Source organism: Streptomyces sp. NPDC018019 (genome assembly GCF_044327805.1).
GTDB lineage: Bacteria > Actinomycetota > Actinomycetes > Streptomycetales > Streptomycetaceae > Streptomyces.
Window position 1 is genome coordinate 287,103 of the sequence record NZ_JBIRGD010000007.1, and the last position, 25,312, is coordinate 312,414.

23 protein-coding genes and 1 riboswitch are annotated in these 25,312 nt (G+C 71.3%); of the genes, 17 read left to right on the forward strand and 6 right to left on the reverse strand.

The annotated features are described in order from the left end of the window. Positions 1-89 precede the first annotated feature (89 nt). Complete coding sequence (locus tag ACH4FX_RS15135; protein WP_398478891.1) at positions 90-335, reverse strand: hypothetical protein; 246 nt, start codon at positions 333-335, stop codon at positions 90-92. Positions 336-476: 141 nt separating this feature from the next. On the opposite strand from ACH4FX_RS15135, the gene ACH4FX_RS15140 reads away from it, so the two are divergent. After that, on the forward strand, positions 477-1,451 hold the full coding sequence (locus ACH4FX_RS15140; protein WP_398478893.1) for a carbohydrate kinase family protein: 975 nt from the start codon (positions 477-479) through the stop codon (positions 1,449-1,451). Between the two features lie 61 nt (positions 1,452-1,512). On the opposite strand, the gene ACH4FX_RS15145 is transcribed toward ACH4FX_RS15140, so the two are convergent. Next, positions 1,513-2,901 carry a cysteine desulfurase/sulfurtransferase TusA family protein gene (locus tag ACH4FX_RS15145; protein ID WP_398478895.1) on the reverse strand — a complete coding sequence of 463 codons (1,389 nt, stop codon included), beginning with the start codon at positions 2,899-2,901 and terminating at the stop codon, positions 1,513-1,515. A gap of 280 nt (positions 2,902-3,181) precedes the next feature. Between ACH4FX_RS15145 and coxB the strand changes: the two genes are divergently transcribed. The 4 genes from coxB to ACH4FX_RS15165 all read left to right on the forward strand — a co-directional run bounded on the left by coxB (position 3,182) and on the right by ACH4FX_RS15165 (position 7,651). Further along, positions 3,182-4,144, forward strand: coding sequence for a cytochrome c oxidase subunit II (coxB, locus tag ACH4FX_RS15150; RefSeq protein ID WP_398478897.1), 963 nt, complete (start codon positions 3,182-3,184; stop codon positions 4,142-4,144). After that, positions 4,141-5,871: a cytochrome c oxidase subunit I gene (gene ctaD, locus ACH4FX_RS15155; RefSeq protein ID WP_398478899.1), complete on the forward strand. Its 1,731-nt coding sequence runs from the start codon at positions 4,141-4,143 to the stop codon at positions 5,869-5,871. The genes coxB and ctaD overlap by 4 nt, the downstream gene beginning before the upstream one ends. After that, positions 5,868-6,266, forward strand: coding sequence for a cytochrome c oxidase subunit 4 (locus tag ACH4FX_RS15160; protein WP_030593216.1), 399 nt, complete (start codon positions 5,868-5,870; stop codon positions 6,264-6,266). The genes ctaD and ACH4FX_RS15160 overlap by 4 nt, the downstream gene beginning before the upstream one ends. A 110-nt stretch (positions 6,267-6,376) precedes the next feature. Continuing rightward, a complete protein-coding gene (locus tag ACH4FX_RS15165; RefSeq protein ID WP_398478901.1) occupies positions 6,377-7,651 on the forward strand; it encodes an Ig-like domain-containing protein in 1,275 nt (424 codons plus the stop codon). Positions 7,652-7,682: 31 nt separating this feature from the next. On the opposite strand, the gene ACH4FX_RS15170 is transcribed toward ACH4FX_RS15165, so the two are convergent. Continuing rightward, positions 7,683-8,084, reverse strand: coding sequence for a hypothetical protein (locus ACH4FX_RS15170; protein ID WP_398478903.1), 402 nt, complete (start codon positions 8,082-8,084; stop codon positions 7,683-7,685). A 298-nt stretch (positions 8,085-8,382) separates the two neighbouring features. Between ACH4FX_RS15170 and ACH4FX_RS15175 the strand changes: the two genes are divergently transcribed. The 6 genes from ACH4FX_RS15175 (at position 8,383) to ACH4FX_RS15200 (ending at position 15,552) form a co-directional block, all read left to right on the forward strand. Next, on the forward strand, positions 8,383-9,003 hold the full coding sequence (locus tag ACH4FX_RS15175) for a heme-copper oxidase subunit III (protein WP_385238464.1): 621 nt from the start codon (positions 8,383-8,385) through the stop codon (positions 9,001-9,003). Between the two features lie 79 nt (positions 9,004-9,082). Further along, positions 9,083-9,892 carry a c-type cytochrome gene (locus ACH4FX_RS15180; RefSeq protein WP_398478905.1) on the forward strand — a complete coding sequence of 270 codons (810 nt, stop codon included), beginning with the start codon at positions 9,083-9,085 and terminating at the stop codon, positions 9,890-9,892. After that, positions 9,889-10,953 carry a Rieske 2Fe-2S domain-containing protein gene (locus tag ACH4FX_RS15185; protein ID WP_398478907.1) on the forward strand — a complete coding sequence of 355 codons (1,065 nt, stop codon included), beginning with the start codon at positions 9,889-9,891 and terminating at the stop codon, positions 10,951-10,953. The genes ACH4FX_RS15180 and ACH4FX_RS15185 overlap by 4 nt, the downstream gene beginning before the upstream one ends. Continuing rightward, entirely contained in the window at positions 10,950-12,587 is a 1,638-nt protein-coding gene (locus ACH4FX_RS15190) for a cytochrome bc complex cytochrome b subunit (protein ID WP_398478909.1), read from the forward strand. Before ACH4FX_RS15185 ends, ACH4FX_RS15190 begins: the two co-directional genes overlap by 4 nt. 146 nt (positions 12,588-12,733) lie before the next feature. Then, positions 12,734-13,798, forward strand: a complete 1,065-nt coding sequence (gene trpD, locus ACH4FX_RS15195) for an anthranilate phosphoribosyltransferase (RefSeq protein ID WP_398478911.1) — start codon at positions 12,734-12,736, stop codon at positions 13,796-13,798. 84 nt (positions 13,799-13,882) lie between these two features. Beyond that, positions 13,883-14,000, forward strand: a riboswitch (SAM riboswitch). Between the two features lie 172 nt (positions 14,001-14,172). Then, positions 14,173-15,552, forward strand: a complete 1,380-nt coding sequence (locus ACH4FX_RS15200; protein ID WP_398478913.1) for an aminotransferase class V-fold PLP-dependent enzyme — start codon at positions 14,173-14,175, stop codon at positions 15,550-15,552. Between the two features lie 156 nt (positions 15,553-15,708). On the opposite strand, the gene ACH4FX_RS15205 is transcribed toward ACH4FX_RS15200, so the two are convergent. Next, the gene (locus ACH4FX_RS15205; protein WP_398478915.1) at positions 15,709-15,990 is read right to left on the reverse strand and encodes an Lrp/AsnC family transcriptional regulator; all 282 of its coding nucleotides are present in this window, start codon (positions 15,988-15,990) and stop codon (positions 15,709-15,711) included. Next, complete coding sequence (locus ACH4FX_RS15210; RefSeq protein ID WP_398479014.1) at positions 15,987-16,706, reverse strand: rhomboid family intramembrane serine protease; 720 nt, start codon at positions 16,704-16,706, stop codon at positions 15,987-15,989. The genes ACH4FX_RS15205 and ACH4FX_RS15210 overlap by 4 nt, the downstream gene beginning before the upstream one ends. Positions 16,707-16,980: 274 nt before the next feature. Here ACH4FX_RS15210 and ACH4FX_RS15215 point away from each other — a divergent pair, with 274 nt between their 5' ends. From ACH4FX_RS15215 to ACH4FX_RS15235, 5 genes are all read left to right on the forward strand, one after another. Then, positions 16,981-17,220: a hypothetical protein gene (locus tag ACH4FX_RS15215; RefSeq protein WP_398478917.1), complete on the forward strand. Its 240-nt coding sequence runs from the start codon at positions 16,981-16,983 to the stop codon at positions 17,218-17,220. A gap of 34 nt (positions 17,221-17,254) precedes the next feature. Next, positions 17,255-18,628, forward strand: a complete 1,374-nt coding sequence (locus ACH4FX_RS15220; protein WP_398478919.1) for an NYN domain-containing protein — start codon at positions 17,255-17,257, stop codon at positions 18,626-18,628. Between the two features lie 492 nt (positions 18,629-19,120). Beyond that, positions 19,121-20,155, forward strand: a complete 1,035-nt coding sequence (locus ACH4FX_RS15225) for an NlpC/P60 family protein (protein ID WP_398478921.1) — start codon at positions 19,121-19,123, stop codon at positions 20,153-20,155. A 265-nt stretch (positions 20,156-20,420) separates the two neighbouring features. Continuing rightward, on the forward strand, positions 20,421-21,452 hold the full coding sequence (locus tag ACH4FX_RS15230) for an NlpC/P60 family protein (protein ID WP_398478922.1): 1,032 nt from the start codon (positions 20,421-20,423) through the stop codon (positions 21,450-21,452). 40 nt (positions 21,453-21,492) lie between these two features. Then, complete coding sequence (locus ACH4FX_RS15235) at positions 21,493-22,770, forward strand: hypothetical protein (protein ID WP_398478924.1); 1,278 nt, start codon at positions 21,493-21,495, stop codon at positions 22,768-22,770. On the opposite strand, the gene ACH4FX_RS15240 is transcribed toward ACH4FX_RS15235, so the two are convergent. After that, on the reverse strand, positions 22,727-23,983 hold the full coding sequence (locus ACH4FX_RS15240) for a glycosyltransferase 87 family protein (protein WP_398478926.1): 1,257 nt from the start codon (positions 23,981-23,983) through the stop codon (positions 22,727-22,729). The two genes, ACH4FX_RS15235 and ACH4FX_RS15240, sit on opposite strands and share 44 nt — an antisense overlap. 156 nt (positions 23,984-24,139) lie before the next feature. On the opposite strand from ACH4FX_RS15240, the gene ACH4FX_RS15245 reads away from it, so the two are divergent. Then, complete coding sequence (locus ACH4FX_RS15245) at positions 24,140-25,282, forward strand: glycosyltransferase family 4 protein (protein WP_398478928.1); 1,143 nt, start codon at positions 24,140-24,142, stop codon at positions 25,280-25,282. Positions 25,283-25,312 lie beyond the last annotated feature (30 nt).

The following is a 25,312-nucleotide window of genomic DNA, read 5'->3' on the forward strand; positions in this document are numbered from 1 at the left end:
TCCGTGGGAGGACGCCGGTTGGACGGAGCCGACGCGTCCGCGGTTCCCCCGGGGCCCGGAGCCGGTGCCCGGGGGCCGGGTGGGGGCGCTCAGTCCCCGTACTCGGACATCCCGCTGACCAGGGCCGCCGAGGAGGCGGGGACGCTGATCCCGTGCAGCTCGCGGGCGGGCGCGGGCGGCGGCTGGGGCCCGCTGCGCCAGTGCGGTGCCATCCGCGCGCAGTCCCCCAGCAACTGGGCCATCGACTCCGGCTCGGCGAAGCCGGGGGAACGCCGGGTGGCCGGGGCACCGACACCGGCCGAACGGGCTGTGACGCCCTTCACATGCTTGGTCATACGGTCACCGTACGCATCCGACGGACCGCCGAGAAAGCCCTACTATCGGGTAGTTTCGCCTGGTGGGAGGAGATCAGGACACCCGGTACCGTTGACCAACGTCCGTCCCGTCCTTCCGCCTCCCGCAGGAGCAGACCCGTCGTGCGTATCGCAGTCACCGGCTCCATCGCCACCGACCACCTGATGACCTTCCCCGGCCGCTTCGCCGATCAGCTGGTCGCCGACCAGCTGCACACGGTCTCCCTCTCCTTCCTGGTCGACGAGCTCGACGTCCGGCGCGGCGGCGTGGCCGCCAACATCTGCTTCGGCATGGGGCAGCTGGGCACCGCGCCGATCCTGGTCGGCGCGGCCGGCAACGACTTCGAGGAGTACCGCGCCTGGCTCGACCGGCACGGTGTGGACACCCGCTCGGTCCGCATCTCCGAGGTCAAGCACACCGCCCGCTTCGTGTGCACCACCGACGCCGACCACAACCAGATCGGCTCCTTCTACACCGGCGCGATGAGCGAGGCGCGGCTGATCGAGCTGCACACCGTCGCCGAGCGCGTCGGCGGCCTGGACCTCGTCCTGATCGGCGCGGACGACCCCGAGGCGATGGTCCGCCACACCGAGGAGTGCCGTACCCGCGGCATCCCCTTCGCGGCCGACTTCTCCCAGCAGATCGCCCGGATGGGCGGCGAGGACATCCGCACGCTGATGGACGGCGCCGCCTACCTGTTCAACAACGAGTACGAGAAGGGCCTGATCGAGTCCAAGACCGGCTGGTCCTCCGAGGAGATCCTGGCCAAGGTCGGCACCCGGGTCACGACGCTGGGCGCCGACGGCGTGCGCATCGAGCGGGCCGGCGAGCCGGACATCGTCGTCGGCACCGCCGAGGAGAAGACCAAGGCCGACCCGACCGGTGTCGGCGACGCCTTCCGGGCCGGCTTCCTGTCCGGTCTGGCCTGGGGCGTCGGCCTGGAGCGCGCCGCCCAGGTCGGCTGCATGCTGGCCACCCTGGTCATCGAGACCGTCGGCACCCAGGAGTACGAGCTGCACCGCAGTCACTTCATGGACCGCTTCACCAAGGCGTACGGCCACGCGGCGGCCGACGAGATCCGGGCGCATCTGGCCTGATCCGGTCGCGGTACGGCGCGGCGGGTCCAGGACGGCCCGCCGTGCCGTACCGCACGTCCGCTCAGACCCGCCGCCGCACCACGTACGCGACGCCGCGCTCCGCCGCCCGCTCGCCCATGTACTCCTGGTCCCGCATCTCGCACCACGCGGGAATGTCCAGCCGCGCCGCCTCGTCGTCCGCCAGGACGGTCACCGTGGCGCCCACCGGCACATCGCCGATCACCTTCGCCAGCTCGATGACGGGCAGCGGGCAGCGCTTGCCGAGCGCGTCCACGACCGTTCCGGCGGCGGGCGCCCCAGTGGCCTCCGGACCGGTGGCCGCCGGAGCGCCCAGCTGCTCCCGTACGGAGCGGACCGCGTCCGGGAGGACGGCCAGGAAGCGTTCCACGTCGGCCTCGGCGGTCCCCGCGGGCAGCGACACCCGGACGTTGCCCTCGGAGAGCACGCCCATCGCCCGCAGCACATGGCTCGGCGTCAGCGTGCTGGAGGTGCAGGACGACCCGGACGAGACGGAGAAACCCGCCCGGTCCAGTTCGTGCAGCAGGGTCTCCCCGTCGACATAGAGACACGAGAAGGTCACCAGGTGGGGGAGCCGGCGCAGCGGATCGCCGACCACCTCGGTGTCCGGCACCGATGCGGCCACCCGCGCCCGGATGCGGTCCACCAGCTCCCGCAGTCGCGCCGCCTCGGCCGCCGCCTCGGCCTGTACGGCGCGCAGCGACGCCGCCGCCGCGATCACGGCGGGCAGGTTGCCGAAGCCCGGCACCCGGCCCGCCTCGCGCTCGTCCCGCGGGCCCTGCGGCGCGAACCGGGTGCCCTTGCGGACCACCAGCAGCCCCACGCCGGGCGGGCCGCCCCACTTGTGCGCGCTGCCCGTCAGCAGCGACCAGGCGCCGCCCACCGGGCCCCAGGGGAGCGACTGGGCGGCGTCCACCAGCAGCGGCACCGCCGCCTCCCGGCAGGCCGCGGCGGCCTCCTCCACCGGCTGCTCGGTGCCCACCTCGTGGTTGGCGGACTGGAGGACGGCGAGCGCGGTGTCCGGGCGCAGCGCGGCGGCCAGCTCCCCGGCGGCCACCCGGCCCGTACGGTCCACGCCGACCTCGGTCACCGTGCCGCCCCCCGCCTCGTGGGCCGCGGCGGCGTGCAGAACGGAGGAGTGTTCGACCGCCGAGTGGACCAGATGGCGGCCGACACGCCGACGCCCGGCGAGCGTGCCGGACATGGCCGAATGCACCGCCTGCGTCCCCGAAGGAGTGAAAACCAGCTCGTCGGGCCGACAGCCGACGGCCTCCGCCGCGGCCTCCCGCGCCGCGTCGAGCAGCAGCCGGGCGCGGCGGCCCTCCCGATAGGGGCGGGCCGGGTCGGCCCAGCCCTCGTCGAGCGAGGCGAGCAGCGCCTCACGGGCGACCGGATGCAGCGGAGCGGCCGAGGCGGCATCGAAGTAGGACACGCCCCGACGCTAGCGTGTTCGGGCCCGGGCGCCGGGCGCGGCGTCAGATGACCGGCGGAGCCCGGCATTCCGGCGTGCGGGGGCCGTCCTCCGGATGCCGCAGCCACCCCTTCGGGGAGCCGTGCGGCGCGTTGGGCACCCTCCCCGCGCGACCCCAAATAGCGTCCAGTAGGGTTTGGTCCGCATAAACATCCAAACCCCTGCCCGTGCCAGGGCCGGCGACCGACCAGCGAGACGGCCGCAGCCGGTCTCGCGGGCGAGACTCTCGGGAAGGCGCTACGTGAGTCCCAACGGCTCCGACCGCTCGTCGCGGCGCCCGATGCGGCGGAAGCTGCCGCAGGTGCTGGCTGCGGGACTGGTCCTGGCAACCGCGACCGGTTGCACATACAAGGACTTTCCCAACCTCGGCATGCCCAATCCGGCTACTGAAGAGGCGCCGCGGATCCTCTCCCTTTGGCAGGGCTCCTGGGCCGCCGCCCTCGCAGTGGGCGTGCTGGTGTGGGGCCTGATCATCTGGAGCTGGATCTTCCACCGCCGCAGCCGGACCAAGGTGGAGGTCCCCGCACAGACGCGGTACAACATGCCCATCGAGGCGTTGTACACCATCGTTCCGTTCATCATCATCGCGGTGCTCTTCTACTTCACCGCGCGCGATGAGAGCGAACTCCTCAAGACTTCCAAGAAGCCCGACCACGTCATCAACGTGGTGGGCTACCAGTGGAGCTGGGCGTTCAACTACCTGGAGAACGTGGACGGCAGGGCCGACACCACGAACATCAACTCCAAGGAACTCTCCGCGATCCCGGACAAGTGGAAGAAGAACGTCCCCGCCGGCGCCGACGGCGTGTACGACGAGGGCATCCCGGGCATGCGGAACCCGCAGACCGGCAACCCCGGCCCGACCCTGTGGCTGCCCAAGGGCGAAACGGTCCAGTTCGTCCTGACGTCGCGTGATGTCATCCACTCGTTCTGGGTGGTGCCGTTCCTGATGAAGCAGGACGTCATCCCCGGCCACACCAACGTCTTCGAGGTGACCCCCAACAAGGAGGGCACCTTCATGGGCAAGTGCGCCGAGCTCTGCGGCGTCGACCACTCCCGGATGCTCTTCAACGTCAAGGTGGTCTCCCCCGAGAAGTACCGGGAGCACCTGAAGGACCTGGCGAAGAAGGGCCAGACCGGTTACCTGCCGTCGGGCATCAAGCAGACGGATCACGCCAGGAACGCGGAGACCAACAACAAGTGAGCATCCTCAACGAACCTCAGGGTGCCGCCGCCGCAACGGCTGAGGCAGCACCGCCCGCACGCAAGAAGTCTCCCGGCTCCGTCGTGGTGAGCTGGCTGACGACCACTGACCACAAGACCATCGGCACGCTGTACCTGGTCACCTCGTTCGCGTTCTTCTGCATCGGCGGCCTGATGGCGCTGCTGATGCGCGCCGAGCTCGCTCGTCCCGGCACGCAGATCATGTCGAACGAGCAGTTCAACCAGGCGTTCACGATGCACGGCACGATCATGCTGCTGATGTTCGCGACGCCGCTGTTCTCCGGTTTCGCCAACTGGATCATGCCGCTGCAGATCGGCGCGCCCGACGTGGCGTTCCCGCGGCTGAACATGTTCGCGTACTGGCTGTACCTCTTCGGCTCGCTGATCGCGGTGGCCGGCTTCCTCACCCCGCAGGGTGCGGCCGACTTCGGCTGGTTCGCCTACTCGCCGCTCTCGGACGCGGTCCGCTCGCCGGGCGTCGGCGCCGACATGTGGATCATGGGTCTGGCCTTCTCCGGCTTCGGCACGATCCTCGGCTCGGTCAACTTCATCACCACGATCATCTGCATGCGCGCCCCGGGCATGACGATGTTCCGTATGCCGATCTTCACCTGGAACGTGCTGCTGACCGGTGTGCTGGTCCTGCTGGCCTTCCCGGTCCTGGCCGCCGCGCTGTTCGCCCTGGAGGCGGACCGTAAATTCGGGGCGCATGTATTCGACGCGGCCAATGGCGGCGCACTGCTGTGGCAGCACCTTTTCTGGTTCTTCGGACACCCCGAGGTGTACATCATCGCGCTGCCGTTCTTCGGCATCATTTCCGAGGTCATTCCGGTCTTCTCCCGGAAGCCGATGTTCGGTTACATCGGTCTGATCGCGGCGACGATTTCGATCGCGGGCCTTTCGGTCACCGTGTGGGCGCACCACATGTACGTGACGGGCGGCGTCCTGTTGCCGTTCTTCTCGTTCATGACGTTCCTGATCGCGGTACCGACCGGTGTGAAGTTCTTCAACTGGCTCGGCACGATGTGGAAGGGCTCGCTGTCCTTCGAGACCCCGATGCTGTGGGCCGTCGGCTTCCTGATCACCTTCACCTTCGGTGGTCTGACCGGCGTCATCCTGGCCTCGCCGCCGATGGACTTCCACGTCTCGGACTCGTACTTCGTCGTGGCGCACTTCCACTACGTCATCTTCGGCACGGTCGTCTTCGCGATGTTCGCCGGCTTCCACTTCTGGTGGCCCAAGTTCACCGGCAAGATGCTGGACGAGCGGCTCGGCAAGATCACGTTCTGGACGCTGTTCGTCGGCTTCCACGGCACCTTCCTCGTCCAGCACTGGCTGGGCGCCGAGGGCATGCCGCGCCGCTACGCGGACTACCTCGCGGCCGACGGCTTCACCACGCTGAACACGATCTCGACGATCGCCTCCTTCCTGCTGGGCCTGTCGATCCTGCCGTTCTTCTACAACGTCTGGAAGACCGCCAAGTACGGCAAGAAGGTCGAGGTCGACGACCCGTGGGGTTACGGCCGCTCGCTGGAGTGGGCGACCTCCTGCCCGCCGCCCCGCCACAACTTCACCTCGCTGCCCCGCATCCGCAGCGAATCCCCGGCCTTCGATCTGCACCACCCGGAGATCGCGGCGCTGGAGGCCCTGGAGAACGAGGGCCAGAAGGACACCGCACTGGTCGGTGGCAAGGAGGTCGGCAAGTGAAGATCCAGGGCAAGATGTTCATCTGGCTCTCCGTCTTCGTCCTCGCCATGGCGATCGTCTACGGCGTGTGGTCGAAGGAGCCGGCGGGCACCACCGCGCTGTTCCTCGCCTTCGGCCTGTGCATCATGATCGGCTACTACCTGGCCTTCACGGCTCGCCGGGTGGACGCCGGAGCGCAGGACAACGACGAGGCCGAGGTCTCCGACGACGCCGGTGAGCTGGGCTTCTTCAGCCCGCACAGCTGGCAGCCGCTCTCCCTGGGCGTCGGCGGCGCGCTCGCCTTCCTGGGCGTCGTCTTCGGCTGGTGGCTGCTCTACTTCTCGGCCCCGGTCATCCTGATCGGCCTGTTCGGCTGGGTCTTCGAGTACTACCGCGGCGAGAACCGCACGCAGTAGAGCGGTCCCCGGCGCACCGGGCGGGCCCGGACACCTCCCCAGGTGTCCGGGCCCGCCCGTTTGCAGTCCTCCAGCGCGCCGTGCCCGGGGAACCTTCCTACTTTGGGGGCATGAGCCACAGACCACGACACCGGACGGCGCTGGCCTGCGCCGTCCTGCTGGCGCCCCTGGCGGCAGGCGCCACCGCCTGCGGCGGTTCGTCGTCGGACCCGCTCTCGGCAGCGCCGTACGACGCGGCCGGGCAGATCTCGGCCAACGCGCCCGGCGGCGGTGAGAAGGCCGATCCGGACAAGCCGCTGGAGATCACCACCACCGGTGACGAGGCCCGGATCACGGACGTGACCGCCACCGACGCCTCCGGCCGCTACATCAGAGGCGAACTGGCCGCCGACGGCAAGCAGTGGCACACCACCGTCCCGCTGGCCGCCGGCACCCGCTACACGGTGCGGGTGAGCACCGAGGACGAGGACGGCGCGCCGGGCCGCAAGATCCTCCAGATCGACACCAAGGACACCGGCGACCGGCTGAGCGTCAAGTTCGGGCCCGACAACGGCACGTACGGGGTGGGCCAGCCGGTCACCGCGCAGCTGAGCAAGCCGGTCAAGGACCCCAAGGCGCGCGCGATCGTGGAGGGCGCGCTCAAGGTCGAGTCCACCCCGCGTGTCGAGGGCTCCTGGCACTGGGTCGACAGCAGGACGCTGCACTTCCGCCCGCGCGAGTACTGGCCCGCGCACGCCGCCGTCGACGTGCACAGCAACCTGGAGGGCCTGAAGATCTCCGGCGGGCTGTACGGGGGCCCCGCCAAGCCCGTCAAGCTGCGCACGGGGGACCGGGTGGAGGCCATCACGGACGCCGCGGCGCACACCATGACGGTGCTGCGCAACGGCGAGGAGGTCAACACCATCCCGGTCACCACCGGCAAGCCGGGCTACTCCACCCGCAACGGCACCAAGGTGATCCTGGGCAAGGAGGGCTTCGTCCGGATGCGGGGCGACACGATCGGCATCCCGTCCGGCAGCTCGGACTCCTACGACCTGCCGGTCTACTGGGCCACCCGGGTGACCTGGAGCGGCGAGTACGTGCACGCGGCGCCCTGGTCGGTGGGGTCGCAGGGCGCCGCCAACGTCAGCCACGGCTGCACCGGCATGTCCACCGATAACGCCAAGTGGTTCTTCGACACCGTGCGGGTGGGGGACATCGTCAAGGTCGTCAACAGCGGCGGCGAGACCATGACGCCCTTCGACAACGGTTTCGGCGACTGGAACATGCCGTGGAAGGAATGGCGCGCGGGCAGCGCGCTGGACAAGAACAAGCCCAGCACCACGGGCGAGCAGGAGCAGCGGCCGGGACCCGAGAATGCCGCCCGGCTGCGCCCCCAGGTCTGAGGGCCCTTCAGGAAGGCCCCCACACGGCCGCTCAGGCGCCCGCCAGGAGCCTGCGGCGCAGCAGCCCGGCCAGGGCGTCCGTGAAGGCCACCGGGTCCACAGGATGCGTCACAGCGGCGTCCGCGCGGCTCCACGTCGCCAGCCAGGCGTCCTGCGGGCGCCCGATGAGCAGCAGCACCGGCGGGCAGTGGAAGACCTCGTCCTTGATCTGCCGGCACACGCCCATGCCGCCGGCCGGCGCGGTCTCGCCGTCCAGCACGCACACGTCGATCCCGCCCTGCTCCAGGGCCTCCAGGACGGCGGGCAGGGTGGCGCACTCCAGGATCTCCACCGGCGGCACGTCCGCGGCCGGCCGCCGGCCCGTGGCGAGCCGTACCTGCTCGCGGGTCCGGGCGTTGTCGCTGTAGACCAGCACCGTGGCAGTCGCCTGCATCGTTCCTCCACGCATATCGGGGGTACGGCTTCGGACGGGGCCTCGCCCGGCCGCCGCCGGGAGGTGCCTCCAGCGCGGATGCTACTGCGCGTACGGCGGCGCGCAGGAGGGTTCGGCACGATCCAAGATCTGGCCGACGGCCCGTCAGGACTGGTCACGGCGGGCGCGCCCGGCCGGGTGGCGGGTGCCGCGTACCCCCTTCGGGCGACTGCCGGGGTGGGCCGTACGAGCAGGGCATACGCCCTTGACACACCGAACGGCACCCCCCGGAGTGAGGGCGGGATAAGCGACCGACATAATGTCGGTCGTGGCGACAGCAACGACAGTAGAAACCGGGCACGCGCACCCGTCGGTCAATCGGCCGAACCTCACCAGCGTCGGAACCATCATCTGGCTGAGTTCCGAGCTGATGTTCTTCGCGGCCCTCTTCGCGATGTACTTCACCCTCCGATCGGTGACCGGGGCCGAGTATTGGAAGGAATCCGCCGATGCGCTGAATCTTCCCTTCTCCGCGACGAACACCACGATCCTGGTGCTCAGCTCTCTGACCTGCCAGCTCGGCGTGTTCGCTGCCGAGCGCGGCGATGTCAAGAAGCTGCGGACCTGGTTCGTGGTCACCTTCATCATGGGTGCGATCTTCATCGGCGGTCAGGTCTTCGAGTACACCGATCTGGTCAAGGAAGAGGGCCTCTCGCTCTCGTCCGGCCCGTACGGCTCGGTGTTCTACCTGACCACCGGCTTCCACGGACTGCACGTGACAGGCGGACTCATCGCCTTCCTGCTGGTCCTGGGCAGGACGTACGCGGCCAAGAGGTTCACCCACGAACAGGCCACCGCGGCCATCGTCGTGTCCTACTACTGGCACTTCGTCGATGTCGTCTGGATCGGCCTCTTCGCCACGATCTACCTGATCCGGTGACCGGTCCCGTACCGGAACCGCATTTCAGACAGACATAGCCAAAGCATCGACGCAGAAGATCCTGACACCGGGGTAATCCGTGAAAAAGCTCTCCGCACGACGGCGCCATCCGCTGGCGGCGCTCGTCGTCCTACTCTTCGCGCTGGCGGTCACTGGGGGGCTGTACGCGGCGTTCGCGCCCGCGGACAAGGCTCAGGCCGATGACACCGCCCAGTCTCTTGCCATCAAGGAGGGCAAGAAGCTCTTCGCCGTCGGCTGCGCCAGCTGCCACGGCACCGGCGGTCAGGGCACCTCCGACGGCCCGAGCCTGGTCGGCGTGGGCGCCGCCGCCGTCGACTTCCAGGTCGGTACCGGCCGGATGCCGGCGCAGCAGCCCGGCGCCCAGGTGCCGCGGAAGAAGAACATCTACAGCCAGGCCGAGATCGACCAGCTCGCCGCGTACGTCGCGTCCCTGGGCGCCGGCCCGAACGTGCCGAGCAAGGACCAGTACAGCAAGGACGGTGCGGACATCGCCAAGGGCGGTGAGCTGTTCCGTACGAACTGCGCGCAGTGCCACAACTTCACCGGCAAGGGCGGTGCCCTGACCAACGGCAAGTTCGCACCGACGCTCGAAGGCGTGGACCCGAAGCACATCTACGAGGCCATGGAGACCGGCCCGCAGAACATGCCTTCGTTCGGTGACGGCTCGCTGTCCCCGCAGAACAAGAAGGACATCGTGTCCTACCTCGGCGCCGTCAACAGCGACGACACCCCCAGCCCCGGTGGTCTGGGCCTGGGCGGTCTCGGACCTGTCAGCGAGGGCCTCTTCGGTTGGATCGCCGGCCTGGGCGCGCTGATCGCGGTCGCCATCTGGGTCGCAGCCCGGACTACGAAGGCCAAGAAGTCATGAGTGAGACTGGACGACACGAAGACGTGCCAGAAAAGAACCTCCCCGGTGAGCGGGAAACGGCTCACGGCGGTGCGGTGGACACGGTGGACAACCCGTTCGCCGACCCGGGGCTGCCGCCCCACGAGCACCGCATCCAGGACATCGACGAGCGGGCCGCCAGGCGCTCCGAGCGCACCGTCGCCCTGCTGTTCACCCTGTCGATACTGGCCACGGTCGGCTTCATCGCCTCGTATGTGATCTTCCCGGTCGACCAGATCACCTACATCTGGCCGTTCGGCCACGTCAGCGCGCTGAACTTCGCACTGGGCCTGACGCTGGGTGTGGCCCTCTTCTGCATCGGCGCCGGCGCGGTCCACTGGGCCCGCACGCTGATGTCCGACGAGGAGGTCGCCGACGACCGGCACCCGATCGAGGCGGCCCCCGAGGTCAAGGCCAAGGTCATGGAGGACTTCGCGCAGGGCGCGAAGGAGTCCGGCATCGGCCGCCGCAAGCTGATCCGCAACACCATGTTCGGCGCGCTGGCCGTGGTGCCGCTGTCCGGTGTCGTGCTGCTGCGCGACCTCGGTCCGCTGCCGGAGAAGAAGCTGCGCACCACGGGCTGGAAGAAGGGCGTCCGCCTGGTCAACCAGTCCACCAACCTCCCGCTGCGTCCCGAGGACATCGCGGTCGGCTCCCTCACCTTCGCCAAGCCCGAGGGCCTGGAGGAGGACGACGAGGACTTCAACAGCAAGATCGCCAAGGACGCCCTGATGCTCGTGCGGATCCAGCCGCAGAACATCAAGGACAAGCAGGAACTGGACTGGTCGCACGAGGGCATCGTCGCGTACTCGAAGATCTGCACCCACGTGGGCTGCCCGATCAGCCTGTACGAGCAGCAGACGCACCACGTGCTGTGCCCCTGCCACCAGTCGACCTTCGACCTGTCCGACGGCGGACGCGTCATCTTCGGCCCCGCCGGACACGCCCTGCCGCAGCTGCACATCACGGTGAAGGACGGCTTCCTCGAAGCCGTAAGCGACTTCGCGGAGCCCGTCGGCCCGAGCTTCTGGGAGCGCGGATGAGTAACGAGACGAGCGCGACCACCACGCGCCGCGGCCAGGCGCCGCGGGGCGAGCGGATCGCCGACTGGGCGGACGGCCGGCTGGGCATCTACAGCCTCGCCAAGGCCAACATGCGCAAGATCTTCCCGGACCACTGGTCCTTCATGCTGGGTGAGATCTGCCTCTACAGCTTCATCATCATCATCCTGACCGGCGTCTACCTGACGCTGTTCTTCCACCCGAGCATGGCCGAGGTGACCTACCACGGCTCGTACGTGCCCATGCACGGGATCCGGATGACGCAGGCGTTCGAGTCGACGCTGGACATCAGCTTCGACGTGCGCGGCGGTCTGCTCATCCGGCAGATCCACCACTGGGCCGCCCTGGTCTTCATCGGCGGCATGATGGTGCACATGATGCGGGTGTTCTTCACCGGCGCCTTCCGCAAGCCGCGCGAGGTCAACTGGCTGTTCGGCTTCCTGCTGCTGGTGCTGGGCATGTTCACCGGCTTCACCGGCTACTCGCTGCCGGACGACCTGCTCTCCGGCACCGGTGTCCGGTTCATCGAGGGTGTCATCCTGGCGATGCCGCTCATCGGCTCGTACCTGCAGATGTTCATCTTCGGCGGGGAGTTCCCGGGGCACGACATCATCCCCAGGTTCTTCACGATCCACGTGCTGCTGCTGCCCGGCATCATGCTCGGCCTGCTGGTGGCGCACCTGATCCTGGTCTTCTACCACAAGCACACGCAGTTCCCGGGTGCCGGCAAGACCAACAAGAACGTCGTCGGCATGCCGCTGCTGCCGGTCTACATGGCCAAGGCCGGAGGCTTCTTCTTCCTGGTCTTCGGCGTGATCTCGGTGATCGCGGCGGTCGCCAGCATCAACCCGGTGTGGGCCATCGGCCCGTACCGGCCCGACCAGGTCTCCACCGGCGCCCAGCCCGACTGGTACATGGGCTTCGCCGAGGGCCTGATCCGTGTGATGCCCGGCTGGGAGTGGAACATCTGGGGCCACACCATCAACTTCGGTGTGCTGATCCCGATCCTGATCTTCCCGCTGGTGCTGGTGGCGATCGCGGTCTACCCGTTCGTCGAGTCCTGGGTCACCGGCGACAAGCGCGAGCACCACATCCTGGACCGCCCGCGCAACGCCCCGACGCGTACCGGCTTCGGTGTGGCCTGGCTGACCGCCTACCTCATCATGCTCGTCGGCGGTGGCAACGACCTGTGGGCCACCCACTTCCACCTGTCGCTGAACGCCCTGACCTGGTTCGTCCGGATCGGCTTCTTCGTCGGGCCGGTGCTCGCCTTCATCGTCACCAAGCGGATCTGCCTGGGTCTCCAGCGCCGCGACCGCGACAAGGTGCTGCACGGACGCGAGTCCGGCATCATCAAGCGGCTGCCGCACGGTGAGTTCATCGAGGTGCACGAGCCGCTCAACCAGGAGCAGCTGCACACGCTCACCCAGCACGAGCAGCCCAAGCCGCTCGAAATCGGCCCCGAGGTCGACGAGAACGGTGTCGAGCGGAAGGTCAAGCGGTCCACGAAGCTCCGCGCCAAGCTCTCCAAGGGCTACTACGGCGAGGGCAACGTCATCCCGAAGCCGACCGTCGAGGAGTACAAGGAGATCACCAGCGGCCACGGCCACCACTGATCCCCGCCGTGTGACGCACGGCAGTACCCCCGCGTGAGCACGCCACCCAAAGGGCCCCTTCCGTACCTCGGACGGGGCCCTTCGGCATGCCGCGGCGCCGGATAGGGTTTCGGCACCAGCAGGACACGAATCCAGGAGTGTGGACCATGAACGTTGTGACCCCGGGTGGCGGCGGCAGCGTGGCGGCCCACACCTGGCCGGCCGTCCTGGACGCCCTCCTCCAGGGCCGTGACCTGAGCGCCGACGACACCGCGTGGGCGATGGACCGGATCATGCGCGGCGAGGCCACCGACGCGCAGATCGCCGGGTTCGCGGTGGCGCTGCGGGCCAAGGGCGAGACCGTCGCCGAGATCTCCGGCCTGGTCCGGACGATGTACGCGCACGCCAACCTCATCGAGGTGCCGGGCCCGAGCGTGGACATCGTCGGCACCGGCGGCGACGGCGCCAAGACCGTCAACATCTCCACCATGTCCTCGATCGTGGTGGCCGGCACCGGCGCGAAGGTCGTCAAGCACGGCAACCGTGCCGCCTCGTCGGCCAGCGGCGCCTCCGACGTGCTGGAGAAACTGGGCGTGAACCTGGACCTGACGCCGCGCCGGGTCGTCGAGGTGGCCGAGGAGGCCGGCATCACCTTCTGCTTCGCGGTGAAGTTCCACCCCTCGCTGCGGCACGTCGCCGCCGCACGGCGCGAGCTGGGCATCCGTACGACCTTCAACGTGCTGGGCCCGCTGACCAACCCGGCGCAGGTCCGCGCCCAGGCCACCGGTGTCGCGGACGCGCGGATGGCGCCGATCCTGGCGGGCGTGCTGGCCGAACGCGGCTCCAGCGCGCTGGTCTTCCGCGGCGACGACGGACTCGACGAGCTGACCACCACCGCCACGTCGAAGGTGTGGGTGGTCCGGGACGGCGCCGTACGCGAGGAGACCTTCGACCCACGGGACGTGGGGATCGGCCTGGTGCCCGTGGAGGCGCTGCGCGGCGCCGACGCCTCGTACAACGCGGACGTGGCGCGTCGCCTGCTGGGCGGCGAGCCGGGGCCGGTGCGCGACGCGGTGCTGCTCAACTCGGCGGCGGCGCTGGTGGCGCTGGAGCCGTCCGGGGCGCCGCTGACCGAGCAGATCGCGGCGGGCATCGCGAAGGCCGCCGAGTCCATCGACTCCGGCGCCGCCCGCCGGGCGCTGGAGCGGTGGGTGGCGGCCAGCAACGCCTGATACGGCGGTGGTGTGCCGCGGGGCCCGGTCCGGGATGCGGACCGGGCCTTGCGTACCTCCGATCGTGTGGCATGATGCTGCCCAGGTCACGAGTGACAGCGACTACGGCCCCGGCCCGCTGTCCGGCAACCCTCCGTCCGTGGCGGGGTGCCCCGGGTGATGACCAGGCCGCAGGCAGCGAGGTCTGCGGCAAGCGCGGATCCCTCGTGCCAGGGATCCTGGTCCTTGAGGGAGATCTCCCGTGATCCAGCGAATGCGTTAGGGCCGTCCGGCCCCGTTTTCCGCACCCCTTTTCCTTATCACCGCTGCCGGCCGGCCCCGCTCCGGCGTGTGGGCCCCGCAGCGAAGTCGCCCTGCCTTCACGGGAGTTCGCCATGCCTGTTTCCGCTGTCGCCACCGACGCCGCCGTCTGCGCCCCGCTGCCCGTGCTGGGGCGCGACGTCCTGGTCCCGCTCGTCACCGGCGGCGAGGTCGAGTACGCGGCGCTGGACATCGCCGCCAGCGCCCCGGCGCTCCAGCGCGTCTGGGACGACGTGGCCGCGTACGCCCCGTACTACGGCAGCGTGCACCGCGGCGCCGGCTACCTCTCGCAGCTCTCCACCGACCTGTTCGAGAACAGCCGGGCCGAGGTGGCCGGCTTCCTCGGGTGCCGGGAGGGGGACCAGGTGGTCTTCACCCGTTCCACCACCGACTCGCTCAACCTGCTGGCCGCGGTCCTGCCCGAGGACACCCGGGTCTTCGTCTTCGAGACCGAGCACCACGCCTCGCTGCTGCCCTGGGAGCGGCGTGCGGACGTGGCGGTGACCTACCTCGACGCGCCCCGCACGCCCCAGCAGGCGGTGGACACGCTGGAGCGGGCGCTGGCGGAGCGCGAGCCCTACGGCAACGCCCTGGTGTGCGTGACCGGGGCCTCCAACGTCACCGGTGAGCTGTGGCCCGTGCGGGAACTGGCCGTGGCGGCGCACGCGCACGGCGCGCGGATCGTGCTGGACGCCGCCCAGCTCGCCCCGCACCACCCGGTGGACATCGCGGAGCTGGACGTGGACTGGGTGGCCTTCTCCGGCCACAAGCTGTACGCGCCGTTCGGCGCCGGGGTGCTGGCCGGGCGCGCGGACTGGCTCCAGGAGGCGGAGCCGTACCTCGCGGGCGGCGGCGCCAGCCGCACCGTCGCGCGCCGCGCCGACGGCGGGGTGGACGTCGAGTGGCACACCACCGAGGCCCGCCACGAGGCCGGCTCGCCGAACGTCATCGGCGTCCACGCCATCGCCGCCGCCTGCAAGGCCCTTACCGAGGCGGGCTTCGAGCGCCTGGCCGCCCGTGAGCAGCGGCTGGTCGAGCGGGTGCGGGCGGGCCTCGCCGAGGTGCCCGAGGTCACCGTGCTGTCGCTGTTCGGGGACGACGCGCCGCGGGTGGGCGTGCTGTCCTTCGTGGTCGAGGGCTGGAACAGCTCGCACTTCGCGGCGGCGCTCTCGGCCGAGTACGGGGTCGGCGTGCGCGACGGGCTGTTCTGCGCGCACCCGCTCGTACGGACCCTGCTGGGCGCGACGTCGCAGGCCCCCGGCGAGTGCGGCGCGCCGGAAGGCGCGCCGGGGGAGCAGTCGCTGAACGCCGTCCGGGTGAGTTTCGGCGCCGGTACGCCCGACGAGCACGTGGACCGCTTCGTACGGGCGGTCAAGGAGCTGGTGAGGGACGGTGCGCGGTGGAGCTACCGCACCGAGGGCGGGCGCTGCGTGCCGGACACCGCGGCCGCGTAGCCCCTCTGGACCACCCTGCCGCGGCGCTCCGCTGTCCGGGCGCCGCGGTGCGGGTGACAACGGCGCGGGCGTGCACAGACGCCCGTGCCGCAGCCGCGGCGGCCCACAGGAGCCGGGCCGCCGCGGCTGGCGTTTTCGGGCGAGGCAGGGCTCCGGTCAGGCGTCCAGGCCGATGGCGAAGGCCGCTTCGAGGTCGTGCTGGGAGTACGTGCGGAACGCGATGTGCGTCTCCGTGGAGGCCACCCCCGGCACCTTGCTGATCCGGCCGGGGATGACGTCCGCCAGATCGTCGTGCTGGGCGACCCGCACCATCGCGATCAGGTCGTACGCACCGGTGACCGAGTAGACCTCGCTGACGCCCTCCAGCGCGGCGATCTTCTCCGCGATCTCCGGGATGCGGTCCACGCTGGTCCTGATGAGCACGATCGAAGTGATCACGGCTGGCTCTCTCCCTCGGTCGCCTGCTGCTTCGCCGTTCCGGCGGACCCCACACTACCGGGGGCCGCGGCGGCGTCCCGCGGCGGACAGGGGACCGGCCGGTACCGCACCCAGGCGTACAGGAAGCCCACCGCGAAGCCCACGACATGGGCCAGGTAGGCCACGCCCGGGGTGCTGGGGTCGCGCTGCGCGGCGATCCACTGGAGGACGAACCAGAACAGCAGCACGATCCAGGCGGGGAAGCGCAGCGGCAGGAAGAAGAGGAACGGGTAGAGACTGGTGACCCGGGCCTTGGGGAAGAGGTACAGGAACGCCCCCAGCACCCCGGAGATCGCTCCGGAGGCGCCGACCAGGGTCTGGCCGGACGCGGCGTGCGCGGCCGCGTACCCCATCAGGGCCAGGTAGCCGGTCACGATGTAGAAGACGGTGAACGGCAGCCGGCCCATGCGGTCCTCGGCCATGCCGCCGAAGACGTGGAGGAAGAGCACGTTGCCCAGCAGGTGCAGCCAGCTGCCGTGCACGAACAGGGCGGTCAGCGGGGTGAGCAGGGCGTGCGGCGAGCCGCTCCACAGGTCGCGCGGGATGACGCCCCAGCGTTCGAAGTACGCGGTCTGGGCCTGGACGACGGCGTCGCCGGTGCCGTATATGCCGTTGAGGCCGGAGGCGGGCCCGATGACGAAGAGGACGCAGCACACGGCGATCAGGACGTTCGTCATGCGGGAGAAAACGGACAGCACCGAGCGGGCGCGCGGCTTCCGGGGGAACAGGGGCGGGTCCGTCATGAAGTGATCATGGCTCAATGAGGGCATTCGGGACAGAGCGCCTCGCCGCGTCCCGCCCACCGGGCGGGCCCGCGCCGTACCGGCGTCAGGCCGTAGGGTAACGGGCAGTACCCCCGCGTACTTCCGCAGTCCGACGGCGCACCGCGGGAAGCCCCCGAACGACAGCACGAGCCCCGCTCCCCCGAGCGTGACGAAAGAGGACGACACCATGGCTGTTCCCCTGCCGACGGCCGGGACCCGGTGGCGCTGCACGCTGTGCGGCAACCTGACGCGCTTCGACGTGACCCGCCGGTCGGAGGCCGTGGAGTACTTCCACTTCGACCTCGCCGGGGAGCCGAAGGTGGAGGAGCGCGAGGTGCGCAGTGAGAGCATCGAGTCCGTGCGCTGCCGCTGGTGCAACGCGGTCGACCAGATCGAGCTGGTCGACCGGCCGGGCGCGAGCGCCTGAGTCGAGCGCCTGAGATCGGAGCGATGCAGCAGTGGTGGAGCGTCCAGAAGGGCCTGCGGGGGCGGAGCGCGATGCCGAGGCCGGTGCGGCCGAGGCGGACGAGGTGCTCGACCGTCCGTTGCCCGAGGGCGTACGGCGCCGGGTCGTGGCGCTCACCGCGGAGTCCTTCGGCGGCCTGACCGTCGCCGAACTCCCACCGCCGCTGCGGCAGTACGCCCGGTTCACCCCCAGCCGCCGGGCCAAGTTCGCGGGCAACGCGATGGCCGCCGCGCTGGAGAACGACGCGGTGTTCCGGCAGCGGATCGCGGGCCGGCTCCGCGAGGCCCAGCCGGAACTGGCCGAAGCGCTGGACAACGGCACCCCGCCCGCCGCCGCCGACCCGCTGGACGTCGCGGCGGCGGCCTATGTGCTGCGCCCCGAGGGCTGGGTCAAGCTGGTCGCGGCGGCCGGCGAGGAGGCGCAGCGCGCCCGCGCCGAGCGGGCCGGCGAGGAGGCGGAGCGCGAGCTGGCCGCGCTGCGCGAGGAACTGGTGCAGGTCCGCACGCAGGCGCGGGCCGACGCCGAGCGCGTGCGCGGCGACCTGGACGCGCTGCGCAAGGAGAACGAGTCGTTGCGGCGCAAGCTGCGCAGCGCGCTCAGCGACGTCAAGCGCGGCGAGGCGGCGGCGCGCAAGGCCGCGGCCGAGACGGAGTCCGTACGGGCCGCCGCCGCGCAGGAGAAGAGCGCGGCCGACAGCGAGGCGCGCCGTCTCAAGGCCCGGATCGCGGAGGTCGAGGCGGCGCTGGAGGCCAGCCGCCGCGCCACGCGGGAGGGCCGCAGCACCGAGGACATGCGGCTGCGGCTGCTGCTGGACACCGTCCTGGACGCGGCGCAGGGGCTGCGCCGCGAACTGGCGCTGCCGCCCGCCGACATCCACCCGGCGGACACCGTCGATGCCGTGGCGCCGGGCAAGATGACGCCGAAGGACATCGCCACGCGCGCGCTGTCGGAGACCGACCCCGCGCTGCTGGACCAGCTGCTGGCGCTGCCGCAGGCCCACCTGGTGGTGGACGGCTACAACGTCACCAAGACCGGCTATCCCACGATGCCGTTGGACAAGCAGCGGCTGCGGCTGCTGGGCGGTCTGGCGGTGCTGGCCGCCCAGACGGGCGCGGAGATGACGTGTGTCTTCGACGGCGCGGAGCTGGCCGCGCCGGTGCTGCTCGCGCCGCCGCGCGGCGTACGCGTCCTGTTCAGCAAGCCGGGCGTGACGGCCGATGAGCTGATTCGCCAGCTCGTACGGGCCGAGCCGCCCGGCCGCCCGGTGGTGGTGGTCTCCACGGACCGCGAGGTGGCCGACGGAGTCGCCAAGGCCGGGGCGCGGCCGGTGGCATCCGCGCTGCTGCTGAAGCGACTTGCCCGTACCTGACCGGAGCGGCTTGCCCGGAGCTGGCCGGCGGGCGCCGGGGGCGTACGTTCCGTCCGCACCTTCTCTTCATACGTACCGTCCGTACGATGCGTACGACTTGTCCGGAAGGCCCGGCCTCCGGGGTGTTGCGGGAGGTATGTTCCGAGGGCCCGATGCCGGGGGTTCGTGACGGATGCGGCCCGCGGGGCGGAGGTAAAGGTGTACCCATCAACGGGGCATGCCATGCCTGCCGTTCGTGTCTGAGTGTCAAGTGACCGCTACTGCCTGTGTGATGTTGGTAAAGGATGAGGACCATCCAGGAGTTTTTTCCGGTGAGGATTTGAAGCGATCACAACTCGGTTACTAAGGTCGGGCCTCGACCCTTCATGCAGTTGATCATCCACCCGGGATGAACAGTGAAGGAACCGCCGAGTCCGCGGCGTTCGCGCGGAGCCGGGGTCCAGCTACCCCCCACTCCCGGTAGGCGGCTGAAGGAAGAAGGAGCTCGCCTCCGTGGCGTCCCACCGTCGACCCAAGCAGCCGAGCCGTACTCGCGTGACCGTGCTCACCGCGACCGCCGCAGCGGCTGTCGCCCTCTCGTCCCAGGCCGCTCACGCCGACCCGAAGCCGAAGAAGGAAGACGTCAAGGCCGAGGTCGACAAGCTCTACGAGCAGGCGGAGCAGGCCACCGAGAAGTTCAACGGGGCCAAGGAGGACCAGGAGAAGCTGCAGAAGGAGGTGGACAGCCTCCAGGACAAGGTCGCCCGCGGCCAGGGAGAGCTGAACCAGCTCCGCAAGGGCCTCGGCGCGGTGGCCTCCGGCCAGTACCGCAGCGGCAGCATCGACCCGTCCGTGCAGCTGTTCCTCTCCGGCGACCCGGACACCTACCTCGACAAGGCCGCGACCCTCGACCAGTTGAGCGGCAAGCAGGCCGAGCAGCTGAAGACCATCGCGGACAAGCAGCGCCAGCTCGCGCAGGAGCGCGCGGAGGCCTCGTCCAAGATCCAGGACCTCTCGGAGACCCGCAAGGCGCTGGGCGAGAAGAAGGACGAGATCAAGGGCAAGCTCGCCAAGGCGCAGGAGCTGCTCAACACGCTCACCGCCAAGGAGAAGGAAGCCCTCCAGAAGGAGGAGGAGCAGAAGAGCCGCTCCAGCCGCGGCAACGAGCGGCCCGACCTGGGCAACCAGGCGCCGGCCTCGGGCCGTGGCGCCGCCGCCCTGTCCGCCGCCGCCTCCAAGATCGGTTCGCCCTACGTGTGGGGCGCCACCGGCCCGTCCTCCTTCGACTGCTCGGGGCTGACCTCCTGGGCGTACCAGCAGGCCGGCCAGTCGCTGCCGCGCACCTCGCAGGCGCAGGCCAACGCCGGTACCCGCATCTCCTCGCAGAGCGCCCTCAAGCCGGGCGACCTGGTGCTCTTCTACGGCGACCTGCACCACATCGGCCTGTACGCGGGCAACGGCCAGGTGCTGCACGCGCCGAAGCCGGGCGCGTCCGTGCGCTACGAGTCGATCAACAACATGCCCTTCCAGTTCGGCGTCCGCGTCTGACGTCCGCGAGGCCGGTTCCCGCGCCCGTGGGGACCGGCCCGCCGCTGCCGCCCGATCGGGCGAATTGCGGTTGTCGCCGCTGACTTCACGCCCCGCCGGTGACCTGCGCAGTCACCGGCGGGGCGGCTTTTTCCGTACCGCACGCGGAGGTTGCGGGTCTTTGGCCGCGGGCCACCGGCGCCGTTACTGTCTGCCCTCGCAGCCGCCGGTCACCGACCGTCCGCCCCGGGCGGCAGGGGCTGCACGGAAGGGAGTGCGGCCGCACGTGGTATCCCACCGCCGTGTCTCACAGTCCGGCCTGGCCGGCGCGACCAGGGCCACCGTGCTGTCCGCCGCCGCGGTCACCGCGGCGGCGGCGCTGTCCGCGGGAGCCGCGAGCGCCGCCCCGGGCCCGGCACCCGCCGAGGTCACCTCGCGCGTCGACGCCCTCTACGAGCAGGCCGAGAAGGCCACCGAGGAGTTCAACGGGGCCGCCGAGCGGGCCCGGAAGCTGCGTGCCGAGGTGACGGCCCTCCAGGACCGCTCGGCCCGCGGCCGGGAACACGTCAACCGGCTGCGCGCCCGGCTCGGCGCCGTCGCCTCCGCCCAGTACCGCTCCGGCGGCCTGGACCCGGCCCTGAAACTGATCCTGTCCGAGGACCCGGCGGACTACCTCGACAAGGCCGCCGCCCTCGACCGGGTGCACGGCAACCAGGCCGGGGAACTGCGCGAACTCCAGAGCGCCCAGCGCGGACTGGAGCAGCAGCGCCGGACGGCGACCGGCAAGCTGGCGGACCTGGAGGCGAGCCGGCGCGACGTCGCGCGCCACAAGCGGGACGTGGAACGGAAACTGGCCGCCGCACAGCGCCTGCTGAACTCGCTGACCGAAGCCGACCGGGCGGCCTACGACCGGGCGAACCGCGGGGTCGGGCGGTCGCTGCCGGAGCTGTCCGGGGCGTCGTCCTCCTCCTCGGGGCGCGCCGGGGCCGCCGTCCAGGCGGTGCGCGCGGCGATCGGCGCACCGTACTCCTGGGGACGGTCCGGCCCGTCCTCCTTCGACTGCTCCGGACTGATGCAGTGGGCCTACGCGCGCGCCGGGGTCGCCATCCCGCGCACCTCGCAAGCCCAGCGCGGCGCCGGGCGGCAGGTTCAGGTCAGTCAGGCCAGGCCGGGGGACCTGGTCATCTACCGGGACGACGCCAGTCATGTCGGCATGTATGTGGGCAACGGCCAGGTGGTACACGCGCCGTACCCGGGCGCGCGGGTGCGGTCCGACCCGGTCGGCATGATGCCGATCTCGTCCGTAACCCGACCCTGACCGCTGTCCGCGCTCCCGGCCGGTGCTTACGATCAGCCGCGTGGCAGGTCGACAGGTGAAGCGGCGGGCGGTCCGGAGGCTCCGGGCGGCGCTGTGCGCGGCCCTGCCGGTGGCGCTGGTGTCCCTCCTCGCCGGCTGCGACGACCCGGCCGGTGCGCAGACCGCCCCGCCGGGCATCCAGCGCATGCTGGACCAGCGCGCCGCGGCCGTACGGAGCCGGGACGCCGGGGCCTTCCTCGCCTCGGTCGACCCGCGCGCGGCCGGGTACCGCACCGAGCAGCGGCGGATGTTCGCCAACCTCGCGCAGGTGCCGCTGGCCGCCTGGTCGTACGAGCTGGTGCGGACCGACGCGTTCGGCCTGCCGGCGGTCGCCGGCGCGGACGGCCGGCGGGTGGCGGCCGAGGTGCGGCTGCGCTACCGGATCACCGGGTACGACACCGCGCCGGTCACCGCCGTCCAGTACCTGACGCTCACCGACCGCGGCGGCCGGTGGCGGATCAGCTCCGACTCGGACGGGGCCGGCAGCGGGCGGCGCAGCGCGCGCCAACTGTGGGACCAGGGGCCGGTCGAGGTCGTCCGGGGGCGGTACAGCCTGGTCCTCGGCGTCGGGCGGGGCACCGCGGCACTGCGCGAACTGGCCGGCCGCACGGACGCGGCCGTGCCCGCCGTCGGCAGGGCGTGGCCCGGGAAGTGGGCCGGCCGGGTGGTGGTCGAGGCGCCGCAGTCGCTGGAGCGGATGGCGGAGCTGCTGAACACCACCGACCTGTCCGGTTACCGGGGCATAGCGGCCGTGACGACCGGCGCGGCGGGCGGGGCACCGGCGGCCCCCGCCGACCGGGTCGTGGTCAACCCCGAGGCGTACGGCGAACTGTCCGCGGCCGGCCGGCAGATCGTGCTGACCCACGAGGCCACCCATGTCGCGACGCGCACGGCCACCACGTCCGCCACCCCGCTGTGGCTCTCCGAGGGGTTCGCCGACTGGGCCGCCTACCGCGGCGGCGACCGCCCGGCCACGGTCACCGCCCCCGAACTCGCCCACGCGGTCGCCAAGGGCGCGCCGCCGTCCCGGCTCCCGGCCGACGGCGACTTCCGCTTCAGCCGCACCAGCCGGCAGCTGGCCCGGGCGTACGAGGGCGGCTGGCTGGCCTGCCGGATGATCGCCGAAACCTGGGGCGAACAGCGGCTGGGCGCGTTCTACCGGGCGGCGGGCCGGGGCGGCGACCAGGGTGCCGGGCAGGCGGTGCGGGACCAACTGGGCGTCGCCCCGGCGGAGTTCACCCGGCGGTGGCGGGCGTACGTCGTCGAGCAGCTGGACTGACGGCCGGTGCCCGTACCGTCGAGCGCCACAGCCGGCGGCAGGCGGTCAGCGAGGCGGCCACCAGCAGGCCGTTGCGTACGGTCAGCAGCACGACGCCGCGCCCCTGGCTGGCCACCACGTCCGCGAACCAGACGGGGAACTCCAGCAGCGTCGCCCCGGCCGCCAGCAGCACCAGGACGGCGGGCAGCGCCATCCGGCTCGCCCGTAGCGTCATGCACACGGCCGCCGTACCGACCAGCCAGATCATGTACTGCGGGCTGATGACCCGGCTGGTGGTGACGAAGAGCAGGACCGCGGTGAAGGCGGCGTCGGCGAGCGTGGCGGAGGTGAACTCCCGCGCGCGCAGCCGCCACACCAGCAGCCAGCCGAAGGCCGCCGCGGTCAGGACCAGCGCCAGGGAGCTGACCAGTGGTACGTACGGGCCGACGAACTCCACCGAGCCGTAATTCAGCAGCACCTGGCCGTCCCAGCCGAACTGCCGGGCCAGATGGAAGACGAGCGCGCCCAGCGACTCCACCTCCGTACCGCGGTCGCGCTGGAAGGTGAGGAACGCCAGCCCGCCAGGGGCCCAGGCGACGAGGAGCAGCGTGATCGCCAGCGCGCCGACGGCCGCCGCACCCCACAACTCGCGGGCCCGGCGGCCCCGCAGGGGAGCGCCGGCCAGCAGCAGCACCGGCCAGACCTTCAGCAGCGCGCCGAACGCGGTCAGCACGCCGGAGATACGCGGGTGGCGGGCGGCGGCGAACAGGGCGGCCACGGCCACGGCCGTGACCATCAGGTCGTACCGGGCGTACGCGGTCGGGCCGAGCAGGGCGACGCCCGCGGTCCACACCCAGGCACCGGTGAGGCGTTTGCCCGGCCGCCGGCCCGCGTACAGGAACAGCGCGAAGGTGAGCGCGTCGGCGGCGCAGGCCAGGAGGAAGAAGGCCGACGCGTAGTCCAGGAAGGGCAGCAGGCCGGGGGAGAGCACGGCGAGCGCGGCGGCCGGCGGGTACTGCCAGGTGACATCGTCCTGCGGGAACGTGCCGGACTTCAGGACCTCGGACCAGCCCTGGTAGATGCCCGAGATGTCACTGGTCACATCCGGGCCCGGCAGCACCAGCACCTTGAACACGCACAGCAGGAGCACCGCCCGGCTCACGGCCCACACCGCCACCGGCGGGGCCAGGGCACGCACTGCGTCCCACAGGGGCCGGCTGCTGGCCCTGGTCATCGGCACCTCGTCCCGTCGTCCTCCCGCCGTCCGCATCCGGACACACGAACGACGGCCTGTCACGACCGTAGACGAAGCGGCCCCGCGGACGCGTTCCGCCCGCGCCGGGGCCGCTGCCGCCGCCCGTGTCCGGCGACCCGGTACTGTGCGAGGGCAATGGACAAGACGCTGATCGTCACGAACGACTTCCCGCCCCGCCCCGGCGGTATCCAGGCCTTCCTGCACAGCATGGCGCTGCGCCTGGACCCGGACCGGGTCGTGGTCTACGCCTCCACCTGGAAGCGGAGCGAGGAGGGCGTCGCCGCCACCGCCCGCTTCGACGCCGAGCAGCCCTTCCCGGTCGTCCGGGACCGTACGACGATGCTGCTGCCGACGCCCCGGGTGACCCGGACCGCCGCCGGCCTGCTGCGCCGGTACGGCTGCTCCTCGGTGTGGTTCGGGGCCGCGGCGCCGCTCGGCCTGATGGCGCCGGCGCTGCGCCGGGCGGGCGCCCGCCGGATCGTGGCCACCACGCACGGGCACGAGGCGGCCTGGGCGCAGCTGCCCGCCTCCCGGCAGTTGCTGCGGCGGATCGGCGAGGGCACCGACACGATCACCTACCTCGGCGAGTACACCCGCTCGCGGATCGCCGCCGCGCTGACCCCGGCCGCCGCCCGCCGCATGGTCCAACTGCCGCCCGGTGTGGACGAGAAGACCTTCCACCCCGGCTCCGGCGGCGACGCGGTACGCGCCCGGCTCGGGCTCACCGATCGGCCGGTCGTGGTCTGCGTCTCCCGGCTCGTGCCCCGCAAGGGGCAGGACACCCTGATCGAGGCGATGCCGCGCGTCCTGGCCGAGGTGCCGGACGCGGTGCTGCTCGTCGTCGGCGGCGGCCCGTACGAGAAGCAGTTGCACGCGCTCGCCGAGGAGAAGGGCGTGGCGGACTCGGTGCGCTTCACCGGGGCCGTGCCGTGGGAGGAGCTGCCCGCCCACTACGGCGCCGGTGACGTCTTCGCGATGCCGTGCCGCACCCGGCGCGGCGGGCTGGACGTCGAGGGCCTGGGCATCGTCTACCTGGAGGCGTCCGCCACCGGTCTCCCGGTCGTCGCGGGCGACTCCGGCGGCGCGCCGGACGCGGTGCTGCACGGCGAGACGGGGTACGTCGTCCCGGGCGGCGCCCCGACGGCCGCCGCCGAACGGGTCATCGCCCTCCTCAAGGACCCGGACGCCCGCCGCCGCATGGGCGAGCGCGGCCGGGCCTGGGTGGAGGAGAAGTGGCGCTGGGACCTGCTGGCGGAACGGCTCAAGGAACTGCTGTAGCCGTACGCGGACGCCGGGCGGGCCGGTGCG

Coding starts and splice junctions, on each gene's coding strand:
- ACH4FX_RS15135 (WP_398478891.1), bottom strand. CDS start 335: ATGACCAAGCATGTGAAGGGCGTCACAGCCCGTTCGGCCGGTGTCGGT.
- ACH4FX_RS15165 (WP_398478901.1), top strand. CDS start 6,377: ATGAGCCACAGACCACGACACCGGACGGCGCTGGCCTGCGCCGTCCTG.
- ACH4FX_RS15170 (WP_398478903.1), bottom strand. CDS start 8,084: ATGCAGGCGACTGCCACGGTGCTGGTCTACAGCGACAACGCCCGGACC.
- ACH4FX_RS15175 (WP_385238464.1), top strand. CDS start 8,383: ATGTCGGTCGTGGCGACAGCAACGACAGTAGAAACCGGGCACGCGCAC.
- ACH4FX_RS15185 (WP_398478907.1), top strand. CDS start 9,889: ATGAGTGAGACTGGACGACACGAAGACGTGCCAGAAAAGAACCTCCCC.
- ACH4FX_RS15190 (WP_398478909.1), top strand. CDS start 10,950: ATGAGTAACGAGACGAGCGCGACCACCACGCGCCGCGGCCAGGCGCCG.
- trpD (WP_398478911.1), top strand. CDS start 12,734: ATGAACGTTGTGACCCCGGGTGGCGGCGGCAGCGTGGCGGCCCACACC.
- ACH4FX_RS15200 (WP_398478913.1), top strand. CDS start 14,173: ATGCCTGTTTCCGCTGTCGCCACCGACGCCGCCGTCTGCGCCCCGCTG.
- ACH4FX_RS15210 (WP_398479014.1), bottom strand. CDS start 16,706: ATGACGAACGTCCTGATCGCCGTGTGCTGCGTCCTCTTCGTCATCGGG.
- ACH4FX_RS15215 (WP_398478917.1), top strand. CDS start 16,981: ATGGCTGTTCCCCTGCCGACGGCCGGGACCCGGTGGCGCTGCACGCTG.
- ACH4FX_RS15240 (WP_398478926.1), bottom strand. CDS start 23,983: ATGACCAGGGCCAGCAGCCGGCCCCTGTGGGACGCAGTGCGTGCCCTG.
- ACH4FX_RS15245 (WP_398478928.1), top strand. CDS start 24,140: ATGGACAAGACGCTGATCGTCACGAACGACTTCCCGCCCCGCCCCGGC.